A 14,593-nucleotide genomic window follows, 5' to 3' on the forward strand; every position below is an offset into this window, starting at 1 on the left:
CCAGGCTCATTTGCTTCATGTCGGCAATGTCTCACATCACGCGGGTGGCGGCAGGGTTGTGCAGACCTTCCCTAGGTATCAGGGTGCTGGCGCTGGATGCGCAGACTTACGAAGACATGGCTCAGGTACTGGAGACTCTCGCCGTTCTGCTCGGCCGGCCTGGCTCGGGCATACGGTTATGGCGGCGGACGAGCGAGCAACTGGCCATGCTGCAGCGCCAGATCCCGCCAAAGTGGCAGGGCAAAAAGGTGTATTTCGAACTGCACGGCGGCACATCTGCCACGGCCGCTGGCGAGGCATCGTTCATAGGCCAGACGCTGCAAGGCCTGGGCTTGGTGAATATTGCGGGGCGAGACCTGCCCATGTACCCCCGGCTCAATCCGGAATACGTGGTGCGCGCCAATCCCGATCTGATCATCACCATGGCAGAGACTGCCATACCGCCGTCAAACCGCCAGGGCTGGAATCGCATTGCGGCACTGAGGAACAACGGCCATTGCCGCATACCGAATGACGAATACGACATCCTGGTGCGCCCGGGCCCGCGCATCGACGAAGCGGCGAGGTTGATCGTGCAGTGCTTGCAACGGCTGGCGCTACCGAATGCTGCCATGTCAAAACAATAGCCGCCCACCCCCCTTGTCCGAGCCTCATCCATTGGCGGTGATCCGCACCGCACCCGGCCAAGCCTGCACCAAACGCTGTGCTCCGCCGAATACACGGTGGCTGGCGCGCGCCGGAACCTCTCCATCGACCAGCACATGACGCAACCGCAGTGGAGGGGGCTGCCTGACCAGCGACAGCACGTCAGGGCTGCGGAAGTCACTGAGCACCCAAAGGGTCTTGCGCTCCTCGGCCCGCCTGGACATCAGCGCCCAGGCCGCATGCAGCGCCTGGGCCAGTGGGGTCCCGCCACCACCAGGCAGCGGCTCGATCAGATCGGCATTCCATTGCGGCGCGCGACGCGGCGGCAGACGCCATTGGACTTGCCCCGCGCCAAAGCACAGCAGCGCGACCGGCGTGCGTTGCACGTAGGCCCAGCGCATCCATTGCAGCAGCAGGCCCTTGGCCTGGGCGAAGGCGCCACTCTCGCGCATCGAGCCCGAACAGTCGAGTGCGAACACATGCAGCGAATGAAGTTGGCCGAAATGCTGGCGCCAGCGCAAATGCGCGGGCGCGAGCGGCCGGCTGCGCCGCTCGCGCAGCGTGGCGGGCCAGTCAAGCGTGGCGCCGGGGAAGCGCTGCGCCTTGACTTGCGCATGGCTTGCGAGTCCGTTCCCCATCAAGAACGCTGCGTCCTGTTGCCCCCGGCCGGGGCGGTGCGCCGCTGGCGTCAGCGCTGCGGGCCGGGGGCGCGGGCTTTTTTTGCGGCCAGTGCCTCCAGGGCAGCCAGCGCCAATGCGTCGGCCCGCTGTGCATCCACCGGAGCGCTGGCCACGGGCTGAGGTTCGCCCCAATCAAGGGGCGGCTGTTCCTGGCTATGCGTGGCGGCATTGTTCTGATGAAAGTTGGCCGTACTGCTGGAGCGCGCCTGGGGCCCAGGCACAGGCGCGGAGGATGGAGAGGGTGCCGATGCGGGAGCAGGCGGAGCTTGGCGTTGAGGCTCCCCGGCGCGGTGCAGCAGCACCAAGGGCGCGACCTCGGCCACATGGTGCTCCGTGATCGCGTCGCAGCCCTCCCACGCGGCCAGCGCGCGCGCCGCACGCAGCATCACAAGGTCGGCGCGCAGGCCGTCCACCTGCGCTTCTATGCATTGACGCGCCACTTCCTCGTGCACGGCATCGCTCCAGAGCAGTTGGCCGGCATCGGCACAGCGCGTACGCGCCTGTCGCAGGCGTTCGGCGATACGGGCTTGCTCCTGCGCATGGTCTTGCAGAAAACCCGCAGGTTCGAGGTCGAAGCGCAGCCGCGCCTTGACGATGGCGCTGCGCAATCGCGGGTCCTGCGCATTGGCAAGCTGCACGCACAAACCCAGCCGGTCCAGCAGTTGCGGCCGCAGCGTGCCCTCCTCGGGGTTCATGGTGCCGATCAGCACGAAGCGCGCCGCGTGGCTGTGCGAGATGCCGTCGCGCTCCACGCGGTTGACGCCCGATGCGGCCACGTCGAGCAGCACATCGACGATGGCGTCGGGCAGCAGGTTGATTTCATCGACGTAGAGCACGCCGCCGTGCGCCTTGGCCAGCAGGCCGGGCGCGAAGGCCACCTCGCTGCCCGCCAGCGCTTTCGAGAGGTCGAGGCTGCCGACCACGTGCTCGATGGACGCGCCCAGCGGCAGCGTGACGAAGGGCGCAGGCGCCAGCACGTCGGCCAGCGCGCGCGCCGCCGTCGATTTGGCCGTGCCGCGCGGGCCCTGGATCAGCACGCCGCCCAGCGCGGGCTCGATGGCGGCCAGTAGCAGCGCCTGCACCAGTTGCGGCTGGCCTTGAATCGCCGATAGCGGAAATGTCGGGGTCATTGCGGCGCGCGTCCTTCCATGAATTCTTCCTGCGCGAGCATCTGCGCGAGCAGCGCGTCATGCAGATCGCCGGGCTGCTCCCACATGCCCCGGTCGATGGCTTCGAGCAGCCGGCCCACGATGTCGCCCAGCGCCTGCGGGTTGTGCTCGCGCAGGAACTGGCGCACGGCCTCGTCCTGCACATAGGCTTGCGTGACCAGCGCGTAGTGCGTGTCGGAGACGAGCTGCGTGGTCGCGTCGAAGCCGAACAGGTAGTCCACCGTGGCTGCCATCTCGAATGCGCCCTTGTAGCCGTGGCGCATGGCGCCGGCAATCCACTTGGGGTTGGTGACGCGGGCGCGCACCACGCGGCCGATCTCCTCGGCCAGCGAGCGGATCTTGGCGGACTGCGGGTTGCCGTGGTCGCCGTGGTAAATGGCGGGCTCGCCACCGCCCAGGTGACGCACGGCGGCGGCCATGCCGCCCTGGTGCTGGTAGTACTCGCTGGAGTCGAGCAGGTCGTGCTCGCGGCTGTCCTGGTTCTGCAGCACCACGTCGAGCGCCTGCATGCGGCGCTCCAGCGCCTGGCGCGCGGGCACGCCGTCGGCCTGCTGGCCGTAGGCGAACGCGCCCCAGTGCAGGTAATGGCGCGCAAAGTCGCCCGCGTCGCTCCATTGGCCCGAGCGCAGCAGGTCGTGCATGTTGGCGCCGTAGCTGCCTGCGGGCGCGCCGAACACGCGCCACAGCGCCTGTTCATGGGCTTGGGCGCCGTCCATGCCCTGCTCCACCCACGCGGCGGCATCGCGCAGCACGCGCGCACGGATGGGGTTGTCCTCGGCGTCCTCGTCCTGCTCGGCCACGGCGCGCACGGCGGCGTCGAACATCTGCACCACGCCCGGGAAGGCATCGCGGAAGAAGCCGCTGATGCGCAGCGTCACGTCCACGCGCGGGCGGTGCAGGCCCACGCGCGGGATGACCTCGAAGTCCACCACGCGCTGGCTGCCCGGTGCCCATTTGGGGCGCACTCCAATCAGCGCGAACGCCTGCGCGATGTCGTCCCCGCCCGTGCGCATGGTGGCCGTGCCCCAGACCGAGAGGCCGATGGCCGCCGGGTATTCGCCGTGCTCCTGCAGATAGCGCGCGATCAGCCGCTCGCTGGCCTGCTGGCCCAGCGCCCAGGCGGTCTGCGTGGGAATCGCGCGCGTATCGACGGTGTAGAAATTGCGCCCCGTGGGCAAGGTGTCGCAGCGCCCGCGCGAGGGCGAGCCGCTGGGCCCCGGCGGCACGAAGCGGCCTTGCAGCGCGCGCGAGAACTGTCGCAGTTCCTCGCTGCCGCAGGCGTCGAGCGCGGGGGCGATCTGTGCGTGGATGCGGTGCAGGGCCTGCCGTGTCTGCGGCCAGTCCCGGGCGGTCTCGGGCCGGGCCAGCACTTGCAAGGCCAGCAGTTCCAGCCGCTCGCGCGTGTCGCCGCCGTGGCGCCAGGGGCCGGGGTCGAGTTCGGCCAGCACCTGCGGGCGCGGCCCGGTCCAAGCGACGGCCGCGTCCATGTCCAGCGGGTTCCAGTCGCAGCCGGGCAGCAGGTCGGCAGCCAGCGCGTTCAGCAGGCCCTGCTCGCCCGCCGCCGGGTAGCGCGTCAGGGCGAGCAGCGTGGAGTCGCGCAGGCTGCCCTCGGGCGAGCGGCCAAAGATGTGCAGGCCGTCGCGTATCTGGGTTTCTTTAAGCTCGCACAGATAGGCGTCGATGCGCTCCAGGACTTGATCGTCCTGCGCGGCGTCCACGCCCAGTTCGCTCAGCAAATCCTGGCATTTCGCGCAGTCCAGTATCTGACAGCGCAGCAGCACGGCACGGCGCTGATCGACGAGCAGCGCGTCGTAGTACTCATCCACCAGCCGCTCCAGCTCCTGCATGGGGCCGCGGTTCTCGGCGCGCGTGAGCGGCGGCATCAGGTGGTCGATGATGACGGCCTGGCTGCGGCGCTTGGCCTGAGCGCCCTCGCCGGGGTCGTTGACGATGAACGGATAGACGTGTGGCAGCGGCCCCAGGATGGCGTCGGGCCAGCAGTGTTGCGACAGCGCCAAGCTTTTGCCGGGCAGCCATTCGAGGTTGCCGTGCTTGCCCACATGCACGATGGCATCGACGGCGAAGCTGTCGCGCAGCCAGAAGTAGAAGGCCAGGTAGTAGTGCGGCGGCACCAGCTCGGCGTCGTGGTATTGGGCGTAGCCGTTGCGGCCATCGAGCGAGCGTGCGGGCTGTATGCCGACGAAGACGTTGCCGAGTTGCAGCCCGGCCACCATGAACCAGCCATCGCGCAGCATGGGGTCTTGCTCGGGTGTGCCCCACTGGGCGGTGATTGCGTCGGCCATGCCCTCGGGCAGTTGCGCCAGCCGCTCGCTATAGGCGTGCAGCGAATAGCCCTGCTGTGCACGGCGCAGTGGCCATTTTGCCGGGTCATTGGCAATGCCCTGCTGCAAGCGCTCCATCAGCGCCTGGCCGCTGGCGGGGCGCTCTGCTGCATCGCCCAGGCTCCAGCCGTCGCGCTCCAGTTGCGCCAGCAGCGCGATCACGGATTCGGGCGTATCCAGCCCTACCCCGCTGCCCATGCGCGCCTCGCTGCCGGGGTAGTTGGCGAGCACCAGCGCGGCGCGCTTGGCGGCGGCGCTCTTGCTGCGCAGCGCGCACCAGCGCCGCGCCAGCTCCGCGATCCATGCCACGCGGTCGGGCTCAGGCTGGTAGGCCACCACGTCGGTCTGCGTGAGCTCGCAGCGGTGCGCCAGGCCCTTGAAGCTCATGGCGCGCGTCATGATGCGGCCGTCCATCTCGGGCAGCACCACCTGCATGGCGATGTCGCGCGGGCGCAGGCCCTGGGCGTCGGCCAGCCAGTCGTCGCGGTTGGCACCGCTGGCGATCACCTGGAGCACGGGCACGTCGCCCGCCAGCGCATCCGTATCGCCGCCGCCGCGCGCGTGCTCGCCCAGCGCGGCGAAGGCCGTGGTGTTGAGGATGAGTTGTACGTTGTGCGCCACGCACAGCGCGCGCAACGTTTCCAGGCACAGCGCGTCTTTGAGCGATTCGAGCGCCAACGGCAGCGGGTTCAGGCCCTCGGCGAGAAGCGCCCCGGCCATGGCGTCGAAGGCATCGGTGTTGGCGGCCAGCAGGTGCGAGCGGTAGAACACCAGCATCACCACGGGCGCGCCGGGCTTCCAGCGCGCCTGCAAATCGTCGAGGCCGGGAACGCGGCCCGGCGCATCGCCCATCCAGGCCAGCGGCACATGCACGGCCACGGGCGGCAGCACGCGCACCGGCGCGCCCTCCACGGCACGGCCCAGCCCCCAGGCTGCGCCCATGCGCAGGAATTCGCGCGCATTGCCCAGGCCCCCGGCGCGCAGGTATTGCCACAGCGCGCGGCTGTGCTCGGGCGCCAGCGTGCCCTTGACCAGCAGTTCGGCATCTTCCTGGCTGTCGCCCGAGAACATCGCCAGCTTCTGCCCCTGCTGCTGCGCGAGCTTGCGCAGTTGCTCCATGCCATAGGGCCAGGCCGACTCCGCGCCCAGGTGATCGACGATGACCAGCCTGGCGTGTTGCAGCACTTCGTCGATGTACAGGTCGAGCGACGCGCTCTGGCGCAGGTGCAGCAGGTTCGCTAATCGCAGCGTGGGCGCATCGGGCTCGGCCTGCTGCCACAGCCGGTAGGCATCGGCCAGCAGCGACAGCGTGGTGTCGGCGGAACTGAGCACCACCATGTCGGCGGGCGTCTGGTCGAGCCGGGTGACGATGCTCTCGTCTTCGACAAAGCCGCCAGGGCGGGTGCTGAGTAGGTGCATGCTTCAAAAATGGTAGCTACTTGCGCTTGATGGATAAGCGCTAGAGGCCAATTTGACCTTAAATTTCCGCACCCGCCAGCGCTGCGCGCAGCACCGCCGCGTCAAGGTGCTGGCCGATGAACACCAGCCGCGTGGCCTGCGCCTCGCCGTCCTTCCAGGCGCGGTCGAAGTAGGCGTCGAAGCGCCGCCCCACGCCCTGCACCAGCAGGCGCATCTTCTTGCCCGGCAGCGCGGCGAAGCCCTTGACGCGCAGCACGGCGTGCTGCTGCACGATGGCTTGCAGCGCCTGCATCAGGCGCTCCTTGTCCACCGCGCCCAGGTCGATGTGCAGCGAGTCGAAGGCGTCGTGGTCGTGGTCTTCATCGTGGTCGTGGTTGGAGTGGCGCTCGTCGATGTGCGCCTCTGCCGCGCGGTGCTGGCCCAGCAGCACGGCCAGGGGCACGCTGCCTTGCACGGCCTCGACCATCTTGACGGCGGCGGGCACTTCTTCAGCGACGAGGGCGCGCACCTGGGCCAGTTCTTCGAGGCTGACCAAGTCGGCCTTGGACAGCACGACCAGGTCGGCGGCGGAAAGCTGGTCTTCAAACAGTTCGTGCAAGTCGGCCTCGTGGTCGAGGTTGGGGTCGGCCTGGCGCTGTTCATCAACGGCATGCGGGTCGTGCGCGAACTGGCCTGCGGCGGCGGCGGGAGTGTCCACCATGGTGACGACCGAGTCCACGGTGAAGACGCTCGTGATCTCGGGCCACTGGAAGGCCTGCACCAGCGGCTTGGGCAGGGCCAGGCCGCTGGTCTCGATCAGCAACACGTCGATGGCGTCGCGGCGCTCGGCCAGCACCTTCATCACGGGGAAGAATTCCTCCTGCACGGTGCAGCACATGCAGCCGTTGGCCAGCTCGTAGATCTGGCCCTCGGGCGCGTCGGCGCCGCCTTCTTCCTTGCAGCCGATGGCGCAGGTCTTGAGGATTTCGCCGTCGATGCCCAGCTCGCCGAACTCGTTGACGATGACGGCCACGCGCAGGCCTTTGGCCTGTTCGAGGATGTGGCGCATCAGCGTGGTCTTGCCGCTGCCCAGGAAGCCGGTGACGATGGTGGCGGGGATCTTGGTGGTTTGCATGGATCGGGCTCCGAGAAAGAAGAAACTCAAAAATCAGGGCAAGGCCTTCGGGCCGTGGACGCGCAGCGCCTCATCCACCAGGCCATGCAGCACGTGCTGCGTGAGCACCCGCCCCATATCGGCCTCGGCCAATGGGCCGTACCACACACCTTCGGGGTAGACGATCATGAGCGGACCATGGTTGCAGGGGTGCTGGCAACTGGTCTGCAGCAGCATCACGCGCTTCTTGAGGGCCGGCGTCTCGCGCACCGTCTGCGCGAGCTGCGGCCACTGCTGCACGGCGCCCTTGGCCGCGCAGCGCGGGCCCATGCACCACAGCACGTGGTGCCGATGCTCGGGCACGCTGGACCAGCCCACAGGGTCGCGCTCCCAGGCGTCTTCTCCGGTCACGGCGGCCACGTCCGGCAGCGCCAGCGAGCGCCGCACCGTGCAGGCCAGCATCTCGGGCAGTTGCGGCGTCTGCAGCAGCGGGTCGGCGAAGACGAGCCGGGGGCCATCGGCGCGGCCCGCGCGCCAACGCATGACCAGCTTGTGCAGCCAGCGGCGCAGCGGCGGCTCGTCGGGCGACATGACGGGGACGATGACGACGGTGCGGGCAGCGGCGCAGGCGTCGAGCGCCTCGGGCAGCGAGGGGTGCAGACGGTCGGCGAACGCAGGCTGCACCCGCGTCGGCGCGCTGCCCTGGGCGGCCAGCGCCTCGTGCACGCGCTCGGCCAGTTGCGCCAGATCGCTGGCGGCGGCCGAGTAGACGCCGCCCCGGGCCAGGAGGATGACGGCGATCGGCGCAAGCTCAGTCATCGCGGCCCAGCGCAGGCATGACTTCGCGCGCGAACAGCTCCATGCCTTGCAGCGCCTGTTCGTTGTTCCACAGGCCATTGCCGTTGAAGACGCAGCGCAACTGCGCGATGCCCGTGCGCGCCCGCAGCGCGGCGATCTGCGCATGGCACTGCTCGGGCGTGCCCCAGACGAACTGCTCGGCCAGCACCTTAGCCACATCGATCGGCGGCACCTCGGATGCGGGCACGCCGCGCTTGCCCGCGAAGAAGACGCGGCGCGCATGCAGCTTGTCCCACAGCGTGCCGAGTTGTTCCTGCACAGCTTGCGCACTGGCGCCGATGCACACGTAGCGTGCCAGCGACGAGCGCGCGCGCAAGGCCGTGCCGCCCTGCCCCAGCGAAAGCGCCGCGTGGTCCAGGCGTTCGAGCTGCGTGGTCTCGGGCGGCTCCAGGCTGAGCAGCAGGGGGAAATCCTCCTGCACCGCGAACGCGATGGATTCGGGCGTCGAGGCTGCGACGTAGATCGGCGGATGCGGGCGCTGCACGGGCGGCATGCCCAGCGTGCGCGGTGCGAAGCGCCACGGACCCTCGCGCGCCTCGACGGTATCGCCGCGCAAAGCGTCGCGCAGGATGCGCGCGCCCTGCTCGAAGCGCTCGCGCGTGGACTGCGGGTCAATCTCCAGGCACTCCAGCGAATCCGGCTCGGTGCCCCGGCCGATGCCCACGTCCAGCCGGCCGCCGCTCTGGCAGTCCACCTGCGCGATCTCCTCGGCCAGCACCAGCGGGTGGTGCAGCGGTAGCACCAGCACCGACGTGCCCACGCGCAGCCGCTCGGTACGCGCCAGCAGCGCGGCGGCGAGCAGCAGCGGCGACGGGTAAGGCCACGGCGCGCGCGGCACACGGAATTCACTGAACCACACGCCGTGGTAGCCCAGGCGGTCGGCGCGCTCGAAGAGCGAGAAAAAAGCCTGGCTGTCGCCGGCCGTGGCCTCGCGCGTCCAGCCTGCAAGGTCAATGCGCACCAGCGCCCTCCTCCATGGCCTTGCGCCGCGCGCGCAGCAGGGTCTGCGGCGGGATGGCGATGCGCTCGAAACGCACGCCGAACACGTCGTCGAGCGCCGCGTGGTGCAGCAGATCGCCCGGCGTGCCGTCCAGCGCGATGCGGCCCTCGTGCATGACGACCACGCGGTCGAAGCACTCGAAGGCCAGGTCCAGGTCGTGCATGACCACGACCACCAGCCGCTCGCGCCCACGCGCCGCGAGCGATTCCACCAGCGCCAGCCGGTGCTGCACGTCGAGCGCGGCGCCGGGCTCGTCGGCCAGCAGTGCGGGCGGGTCGGTGGCCAGCACCGCGGCGAGCATGCCGCGCGCGCGTTCGCCGCCCGAGAGCGTGCTCCAGCGCCTGGCGGCGAAGGCCTGCAGGCCCGCGCCCTCCAGCACCTGCGCGGCGCTCGCGCGGCCCTGCACGCGCATGGCCACGAGGTCGGCCAGCGTCACGTCCCAATACGGGTCGAAGCGCTGCGGCATGTAGCCGATGCGCCGCGCGCGCTCGGGCACGCCGAGCGCGGCCAGGGGCTGGCCCTGCCAGAGCACCTCGCCCGCGCTGGGCGCGGCCTGCCCGGCCAGCAGGTGGAGCAGGCTGGATTTGCCCGCGCCGTTGGGCCCGATCAGCGCCACCGCGCCGCAGGCGGGCAGGCCAAGCGAAACGCCATCGACCAGCGTGCGGTTCTGCCGCGCCAGGGTCAGGCCGCGCGCGGCCAGCATGGACTGCGCCATCATGCGCGGCCCCCCTGCGCGCGCAGGCGGCGCGCGAGCAGCACGATGAAGAACGGCCCGCCCGCCACGGCGGTGATGAGGCCCAGCGGCACTTCGGCCGGCGGCAGCACGCTGCGTGCGATGGCATCGGCCACCGTCACCACGATGGCGCCTGCCAGGGCGCTTGCGGGCAGCACGCTGCGGTGCCGCGTGCCCACGAACCAGCGCGCGATGTGCGGCGCTGCCAGCCCCACGAAGGCCACCAGCCCGCCATACGCCACGGCGGCCGCGACCACCAGCGAGCCCAGCAGCACCGCGCGCGGCACGAAGCGCTTCACGTCCAGGCCGAAGCCCTGGGCCGTCGCGTCGCCCAGCCCGAGCAGGTCGAGCCCGCGCGCGGCGGCCTGCGTGACCGCCAGGCACGCGAGCGTGATCAGCGCTAGCACGGCGAAGCCCTTCCAGGTGGGTGTCTGTATGCCGCCCAGCACCCAGCTCATGACGACCTGCAGGCTCACGGTTTCGTCCGACAGCGCCAGCATCAGGAAGGAGCGGATGGCGCCGAGCATCGCCGCCATGGCCACGCCGGCCAGCAGCATGCCCGGCGCGTCGAGCGCGCCCGCCACGCGCGCCACGGCCAGCACCAGCACCGTGGCGCCCCAGGCACCGCAGAACGCGAGCAGCGGCAGCAGCCACGATTGCGGCAGCCCCAGCGGCACCAGCAGGGCCACGGTCGCGCCCAGCGCCGCGCCGCCCGAGGCGCCCAGCAGGTAGGGCTCGGCCAGCGGGTTGCGGAACACGCCCTGGAACACCGCCCCCGACAGCCCCAGCAGCGCGCCCACGCAGGCGGCGGCCAGCACGCGCGGCAGCCGCCATTCCCACAGCAGGCGGCTGCGCAGCGTGTCGCTGTCGGTGAACGCGCGCCAGATCTCGGCGGGTGTGGCCCACTGGTGGCCCGCGCAGGCGCCCAACAGCAGGCACAGCGCCAGCACGGCAAGGGCCGGGAGCCAGACTGCGTTGTGCCGCATCAGCCTTGTCTCCCGCGTATCCATTGGGCCAGCGTCTCGATGCCGTCGAACGTGCGCGGCCCGGGGATCAGGAACTCCGAGCGCGATACCGTGATGGCCCGGCGCCACCGCACCGCGCGCATGTCGCGCCAGCCGGGCCTCTGCACCAGGTCGTCCAGCGCAGCCTGGGCACCGGCGAACAGCAGCACGTCGGGGTTGGAGGCCAGCGCCGCCTCGGGCGAAACCTGGGCCAGCGTGCCGATGTCCGGCATCGCGTGCCGCGCGCCCGCGTGCACGATGGCCTCGCCGGTATAGGTTTGCGGCCGTGCCACGAGCAGCATGCCATTGCCCATGCGGCCGGTGACCATCAGCGCGCTGGGCGCGGCGCGGCCCGCCATGCGCGCATCCACGGCGCGCAGGCGCTCTTCCAGCGAAGCGGCCAACGCATCGCCGCGCGCGGGCACGCCTGTCGCCTGCGACACCAGCCGCACGTTGCCGATCACCTCGTCCAGCGTGCGGCTGAGCAGCACCATGATGGGTACGCCGATGCGCTCCATCGGGTCCACGAGCTGGTGCGCGGCTTGGCGCGCGGGCGTGACGATCACCAGGTCGGGCCGGCGCGCCACCACGGCATCCACCGAGAACCCGAGCCGCCCGCCCACCTTGGGCAGGCCGGCGACTTCGGGCGGAAAGCGCGTGTAGTCCTCCACGCCCACGATCCGGTCCGCCAGGCCCAGCGATGCGACCAGCTCCGTGTTCGACGAAAAGATGGTCACGATGCGCCGCGCCAGCGCCGCCAGCGCCACGCTGCGGCCCAGCGCGTCGCGCAGGGCGATGGGCGCCGCGTTCGCAGCGGGCCAATGCGCAGCCACGCCCAGCGCGACACCAGCGCCCACCAGGCTGCGCCGGCTCAGCCGCCGGACATGGCTGCGTCCTGCCTGCAACTGCATCGCCGGCTTCAGAAGTCGGCCTGCAAACCCACCATCCATTCGCGGCCCGGCATGGAGGTGCCGCAACTGCCGTTCTGGAAGAGGGGATTGGCGATGCAGGGCCGCTGGTCCAGTGCAATGAAGATGGGGTGGCGGTTGAGGTTGAAGAGGTTGTTCACGCCGCCGAACAGCTTCACGCTGCGGCTCAGGCGGTAATCCGCACGCATGTTCCACACCGTGAAGGCGCCCTTGCGGTGGATCCAGGTGCTGCTCGGCTCACCCAGGGGAACGAGCAGGTTCTCTTCCGTGTCGTACCACATCGGGCCGCGCAGCAGCGCGGTGAGCTGCATGCTCCAGTCGCCGGCATTGCGGTCCATGCCGCGCGCATAGCGCATGCCGGCGGAGGCTTCGTACTTGTACATGCGCTGCACGCGGTCGGTGTTGGCTGTCGCCGCTGCACCCTTGTCCTTCATCTGGAAGTGGTAGTAGCCGTTGCCGAAAGCCGTCAGGGCGTGCCCGCCCAGCGGCAGGCCGAGCAGCTTGCCCACATCGGCGTTGGCGCTGATTTCGAGACCGCGCGCGACGATGTCCGCGGCATTGTTCGCGTAATCCGACGTATTGGTGGTCGGGCCGCGCGACACAGTGATGATGCGGTCGGAAATCGTGTTCTGGAACAGCGCCGCGTCGAACCTCCATGCGCTTTGCCGGTACGTGGTGCCGATCTCGAACTGGCGGCTCGATTCAGGCTTGAGGTTGGGGTTGCCGAAGATGCGGCCGCCGCCCACCGCCGTGAAATCCGCGGACAGCTCGCTGGCCGTCGGCGCGCGGAAGCCCGTGGACGCACCCGCGCGCAAGCTCCATGCATCGGTCGCCTTCCAGGTCGCGCCTGTCGACCAGGTGAGCTTGTCGTAGTCCCGCGCCGTCGTCACGGCCATGGGCACATTCGGCGTCTGGTCGAAGCGTGTTTCGCCCCATGTTTTGCGTGCGCCCGCACGCAGCGTCAGGCGTTTGTCGAAGAAACTTTGCGCATTTTCGAAATACAGCGCCTTGGTGTGCTCGGTCTGATTGTTGTCGTAGGGCGCGACTTGCCCCGTGGGGCCGCCAGGCATGGGATCGCGCTCACGGTCCGAGCGCAGGCGGTTCTTCTCGTAGTCGAAGCCGAACAGCAGGTCGTTCGTATCCGTGAGCCGCAAACGCGGCTGCAGCCGCAGCCCCGTGGCGTCCAGGGCGCGGTGGTTGTAGTCGCGCGACGTGCCTGGTACGGCATTGACGCCCGACCTGATGACTGGGGAGGCCCAGTTGAATTCATCCACGTCGCGGAAGGTGTAGAGGTGCGCCAGCCAGCTCACGCGCTCACCCGGCAGCGCGCCCTCGTACTTCAGGTCGGCTGACTGGTTATAGCGGTTGTCGCGGCTGTGGATATTCCCCCCCGATCCGCGAAATCCCGCGTTGTAGATGCCATCTGTGCGAGCCTGCAGCTCCACGCGGTGCAGATCAGCGATCTGCCAGCCCAGCGCGCCCGTCGCCCCCCGGCGCTTCCAGCTCGTGTTCTTCATCTCGGAGCCGCCGCTGCCGGAGTGGTAGTCGTCACGCCCGCCGGCACTGGCACCCACGTACCAGTCCCACTTGTCGGTCGCGCCGCCGATCTGCGCGTCGGTGCGCCAGCCACCCCACCCACTGGCCACCACCTGCGCGCGGTTGCGCCCGCCGTCTGCGCCGTTGCGCAGGATGATGTTGATGACACCCCCCATGTTCTGGCTGCCGTACACCACCGAAGCGGGCCCGCGCACGATCTCGATGCGCTGCACGTCGGACAGGCTCAGCTTGGAGAGGTTGGCCGTACCTGCGCGGCGGCCATTGAGCAGCACCAGCACCTGGCCACGGTAGTCGCGCCCCTGCCCGTCCGTCGCAGCGCCGCGCATGTTCAGCGAAGTCTGCGCCGCAGTCCATTCGCTCAGGAACCCGACGGCGTGCTCGGCCAGCAGATCGGTGATCGACCTGGCGGACGAGCGTTCGATGTCTTCCCGGCCGATCGTCTGGGTCGTGGCCGCGATGCGGGAGCGATCCTCGGGACGCGCCGTAGCGGTGACGAACACCTCTTCCAGTGCTTTGGGCTGGCCTATGGAATTGGAACGCTGCTCCTGCGCCATGGCCGAGGTGGCCGCCCAGGCCACAGCGCACAGCACAGCACCACGCTGCAGATGGAATGGAAGGAAGGACCCGAAAGCGTGGCGGCGTACAGCCCGCTGAATATCGATGGAAGGCATGCGATGTTCCTGAGCCACGCTTCGCCCACCCGCGAAGCCACTGGCCGTGTTGTCAAAACACGCCGCGTTCCGCACATTCCACGGGTAGGCCCGGCATGTCACCACGTCCCCGCGTACACCACGAGTCATGCGCAGCCCCTTGCCGGCCAGCCCGGACTGCGCCCTCCCGCGGCGTCCGAAGCGATAACAAAGGCCGGTATCCGGGCTTGCGAAACGCCTGCGCAGTCGTGCTACTGACAAATGCGCAGACTCGGTTCGTCGCCTTCCCACGCCGTATGGAGCGCAGTGACCGCCGTTGGCTCATTGAGCCGGTGGCATGAGAACCGGAGATTTCGCTGACCGTTGCGGGGGCAGCGCAGGAATCGCGAGCCAATGAAGGCCGCTCACCTGCTTCCCGTTTAACCTGGGGAACTGGATGCTTTTGACATCGCAGCCCTATTACAGGCACCTTCGAATCCAAGCGTCCCGTCCAAAACCGGCAGGCTTCGGAAGA

At 69.6% G+C, this 14,593-nt stretch carries 11 protein-coding genes and 1 riboswitch; of the genes, 1 reads left to right on the forward strand and 10 read right to left on the reverse strand.

Features of this window, described 5'->3' with window-relative positions:
• The coding region (locus AVS7_RS00665; RefSeq protein WP_020226577.1) for an ABC transporter substrate-binding protein at positions 1 to 626 on the forward strand (626 nt) is incomplete at its 5' end.
• 24 nt (positions 627 to 650) lie between these two features.
• Here AVS7_RS00665 and AVS7_RS00670 read toward each other — a convergent pair.
• Genes AVS7_RS00670 through AVS7_RS00715 form a run of 10 tightly spaced genes read right to left on the reverse strand, consistent with a single transcriptional unit; the run spans position 651 to position 14,019 of the window.
• Positions 651 to 1,283 carry a VWA domain-containing protein gene (locus tag AVS7_RS00670; protein WP_020226578.1) on the reverse strand — a complete coding sequence of 211 codons (633 nt, stop codon included), beginning with the start codon at positions 1,281 to 1,283 and terminating at the stop codon, positions 651 to 653.
• A gap of 50 nt (positions 1,284 to 1,333) precedes the next feature.
• Entirely contained in the window at positions 1,334 to 2,455 is a 1,122-nt protein-coding gene (locus AVS7_RS00675) for an ATP-binding protein (protein WP_024000722.1), read from the reverse strand.
• Positions 2,452 to 6,255, reverse strand: a complete 3,804-nt coding sequence (gene cobN / locus AVS7_RS00680; protein ID WP_020226580.1) for a cobaltochelatase subunit CobN — start codon at positions 6,253 to 6,255, stop codon at positions 2,452 to 2,454. Before cobN ends, AVS7_RS00675 begins: the two co-directional genes overlap by 4 nt.
• A 58-nt stretch (positions 6,256 to 6,313) precedes the next feature.
• Positions 6,314 to 7,369, reverse strand: coding sequence for a cobalamin biosynthesis protein CobW (gene cobW, locus AVS7_RS00685; RefSeq protein WP_020226581.1), 1,056 nt, complete (start codon positions 7,367 to 7,369; stop codon positions 6,314 to 6,316).
• Between the two features lie 33 nt (positions 7,370 to 7,402).
• Positions 7,403 to 8,167 carry a (2Fe-2S) ferredoxin domain-containing protein gene (locus tag AVS7_RS00690; protein WP_020226582.1) on the reverse strand — a complete coding sequence of 255 codons (765 nt, stop codon included), beginning with the start codon at positions 8,165 to 8,167 and terminating at the stop codon, positions 7,403 to 7,405.
• Positions 8,160 to 9,167, reverse strand: coding sequence for an LLM class flavin-dependent oxidoreductase (locus tag AVS7_RS00695; RefSeq protein ID WP_020226583.1), 1,008 nt, complete (start codon positions 9,165 to 9,167; stop codon positions 8,160 to 8,162). The genes AVS7_RS00690 and AVS7_RS00695 overlap by 8 nt, the downstream gene beginning before the upstream one ends.
• Positions 9,157 to 9,924, reverse strand: a complete 768-nt coding sequence (locus tag AVS7_RS00700) for an ABC transporter ATP-binding protein (RefSeq protein ID WP_020226584.1) — start codon at positions 9,922 to 9,924, stop codon at positions 9,157 to 9,159. The genes AVS7_RS00695 and AVS7_RS00700 overlap by 11 nt, the downstream gene beginning before the upstream one ends.
• Positions 9,921 to 10,925 carry an iron ABC transporter permease gene (locus AVS7_RS00705; RefSeq protein ID WP_020226585.1) on the reverse strand — a complete coding sequence of 335 codons (1,005 nt, stop codon included), beginning with the start codon at positions 10,923 to 10,925 and terminating at the stop codon, positions 9,921 to 9,923. The genes AVS7_RS00700 and AVS7_RS00705 overlap by 4 nt, the downstream gene beginning before the upstream one ends.
• Complete coding sequence (locus tag AVS7_RS00710; RefSeq protein ID WP_020226586.1) at positions 10,925 to 11,854, reverse strand: ABC transporter substrate-binding protein; 930 nt, start codon at positions 11,852 to 11,854, stop codon at positions 10,925 to 10,927. Before AVS7_RS00710 ends, AVS7_RS00705 begins: the two co-directional genes overlap by 1 nt.
• Positions 11,855 to 11,862: 8 nt before the next feature.
• Positions 11,863 to 14,019 (reverse strand): TonB-dependent receptor, encoded by a 2,157-nt coding sequence (locus tag AVS7_RS00715; protein WP_234449951.1) that lies wholly within the window; start codon positions 14,017 to 14,019, stop codon positions 11,863 to 11,865.
• A 254-nt stretch (positions 14,020 to 14,273) separates the two neighbouring features.
• Positions 14,274 to 14,538, reverse strand: a riboswitch (cobalamin riboswitch).
• Between the last annotated feature and the right edge of the window lie 55 nt (positions 14,539 to 14,593).

The organism is Acidovorax sp. MR-S7, assembly GCF_000400995.2.
In the GTDB taxonomy this organism is placed as follows: Bacteria; Pseudomonadota; Gammaproteobacteria; order Burkholderiales; family Burkholderiaceae_C; genus MR-S7.

Coding starts and splice junctions, on each gene's coding strand:
- AVS7_RS00670 (WP_020226578.1), bottom strand. CDS start 1,283: ATGGGGAACGGACTCGCAAGCCATGCGCAAGTCAAGGCGCAGCGCTTC.
- AVS7_RS00675 (WP_024000722.1), bottom strand. CDS start 2,455: ATGACCCCGACATTTCCGCTATCGGCGATTCAAGGCCAGCCGCAACTG.
- cobN (WP_020226580.1), bottom strand. CDS start 6,255: ATGCACCTACTCAGCACCCGCCCTGGCGGCTTTGTCGAAGACGAGAGC.
- cobW (WP_020226581.1), bottom strand. CDS start 7,369: ATGCAAACCACCAAGATCCCCGCCACCATCGTCACCGGCTTCCTGGGC.
- AVS7_RS00690 (WP_020226582.1), bottom strand. CDS start 8,167: ATGACTGAGCTTGCGCCGATCGCCGTCATCCTCCTGGCCCGGGGCGGC.
- AVS7_RS00700 (WP_020226584.1), bottom strand. CDS start 9,924: ATGATGGCGCAGTCCATGCTGGCCGCGCGCGGCCTGACCCTGGCGCGG.
- AVS7_RS00705 (WP_020226585.1), bottom strand. CDS start 10,925: ATGCGGCACAACGCAGTCTGGCTCCCGGCCCTTGCCGTGCTGGCGCTG.
- AVS7_RS00710 (WP_020226586.1), bottom strand. CDS start 11,854: ATGCAGTTGCAGGCAGGACGCAGCCATGTCCGGCGGCTGAGCCGGCGC.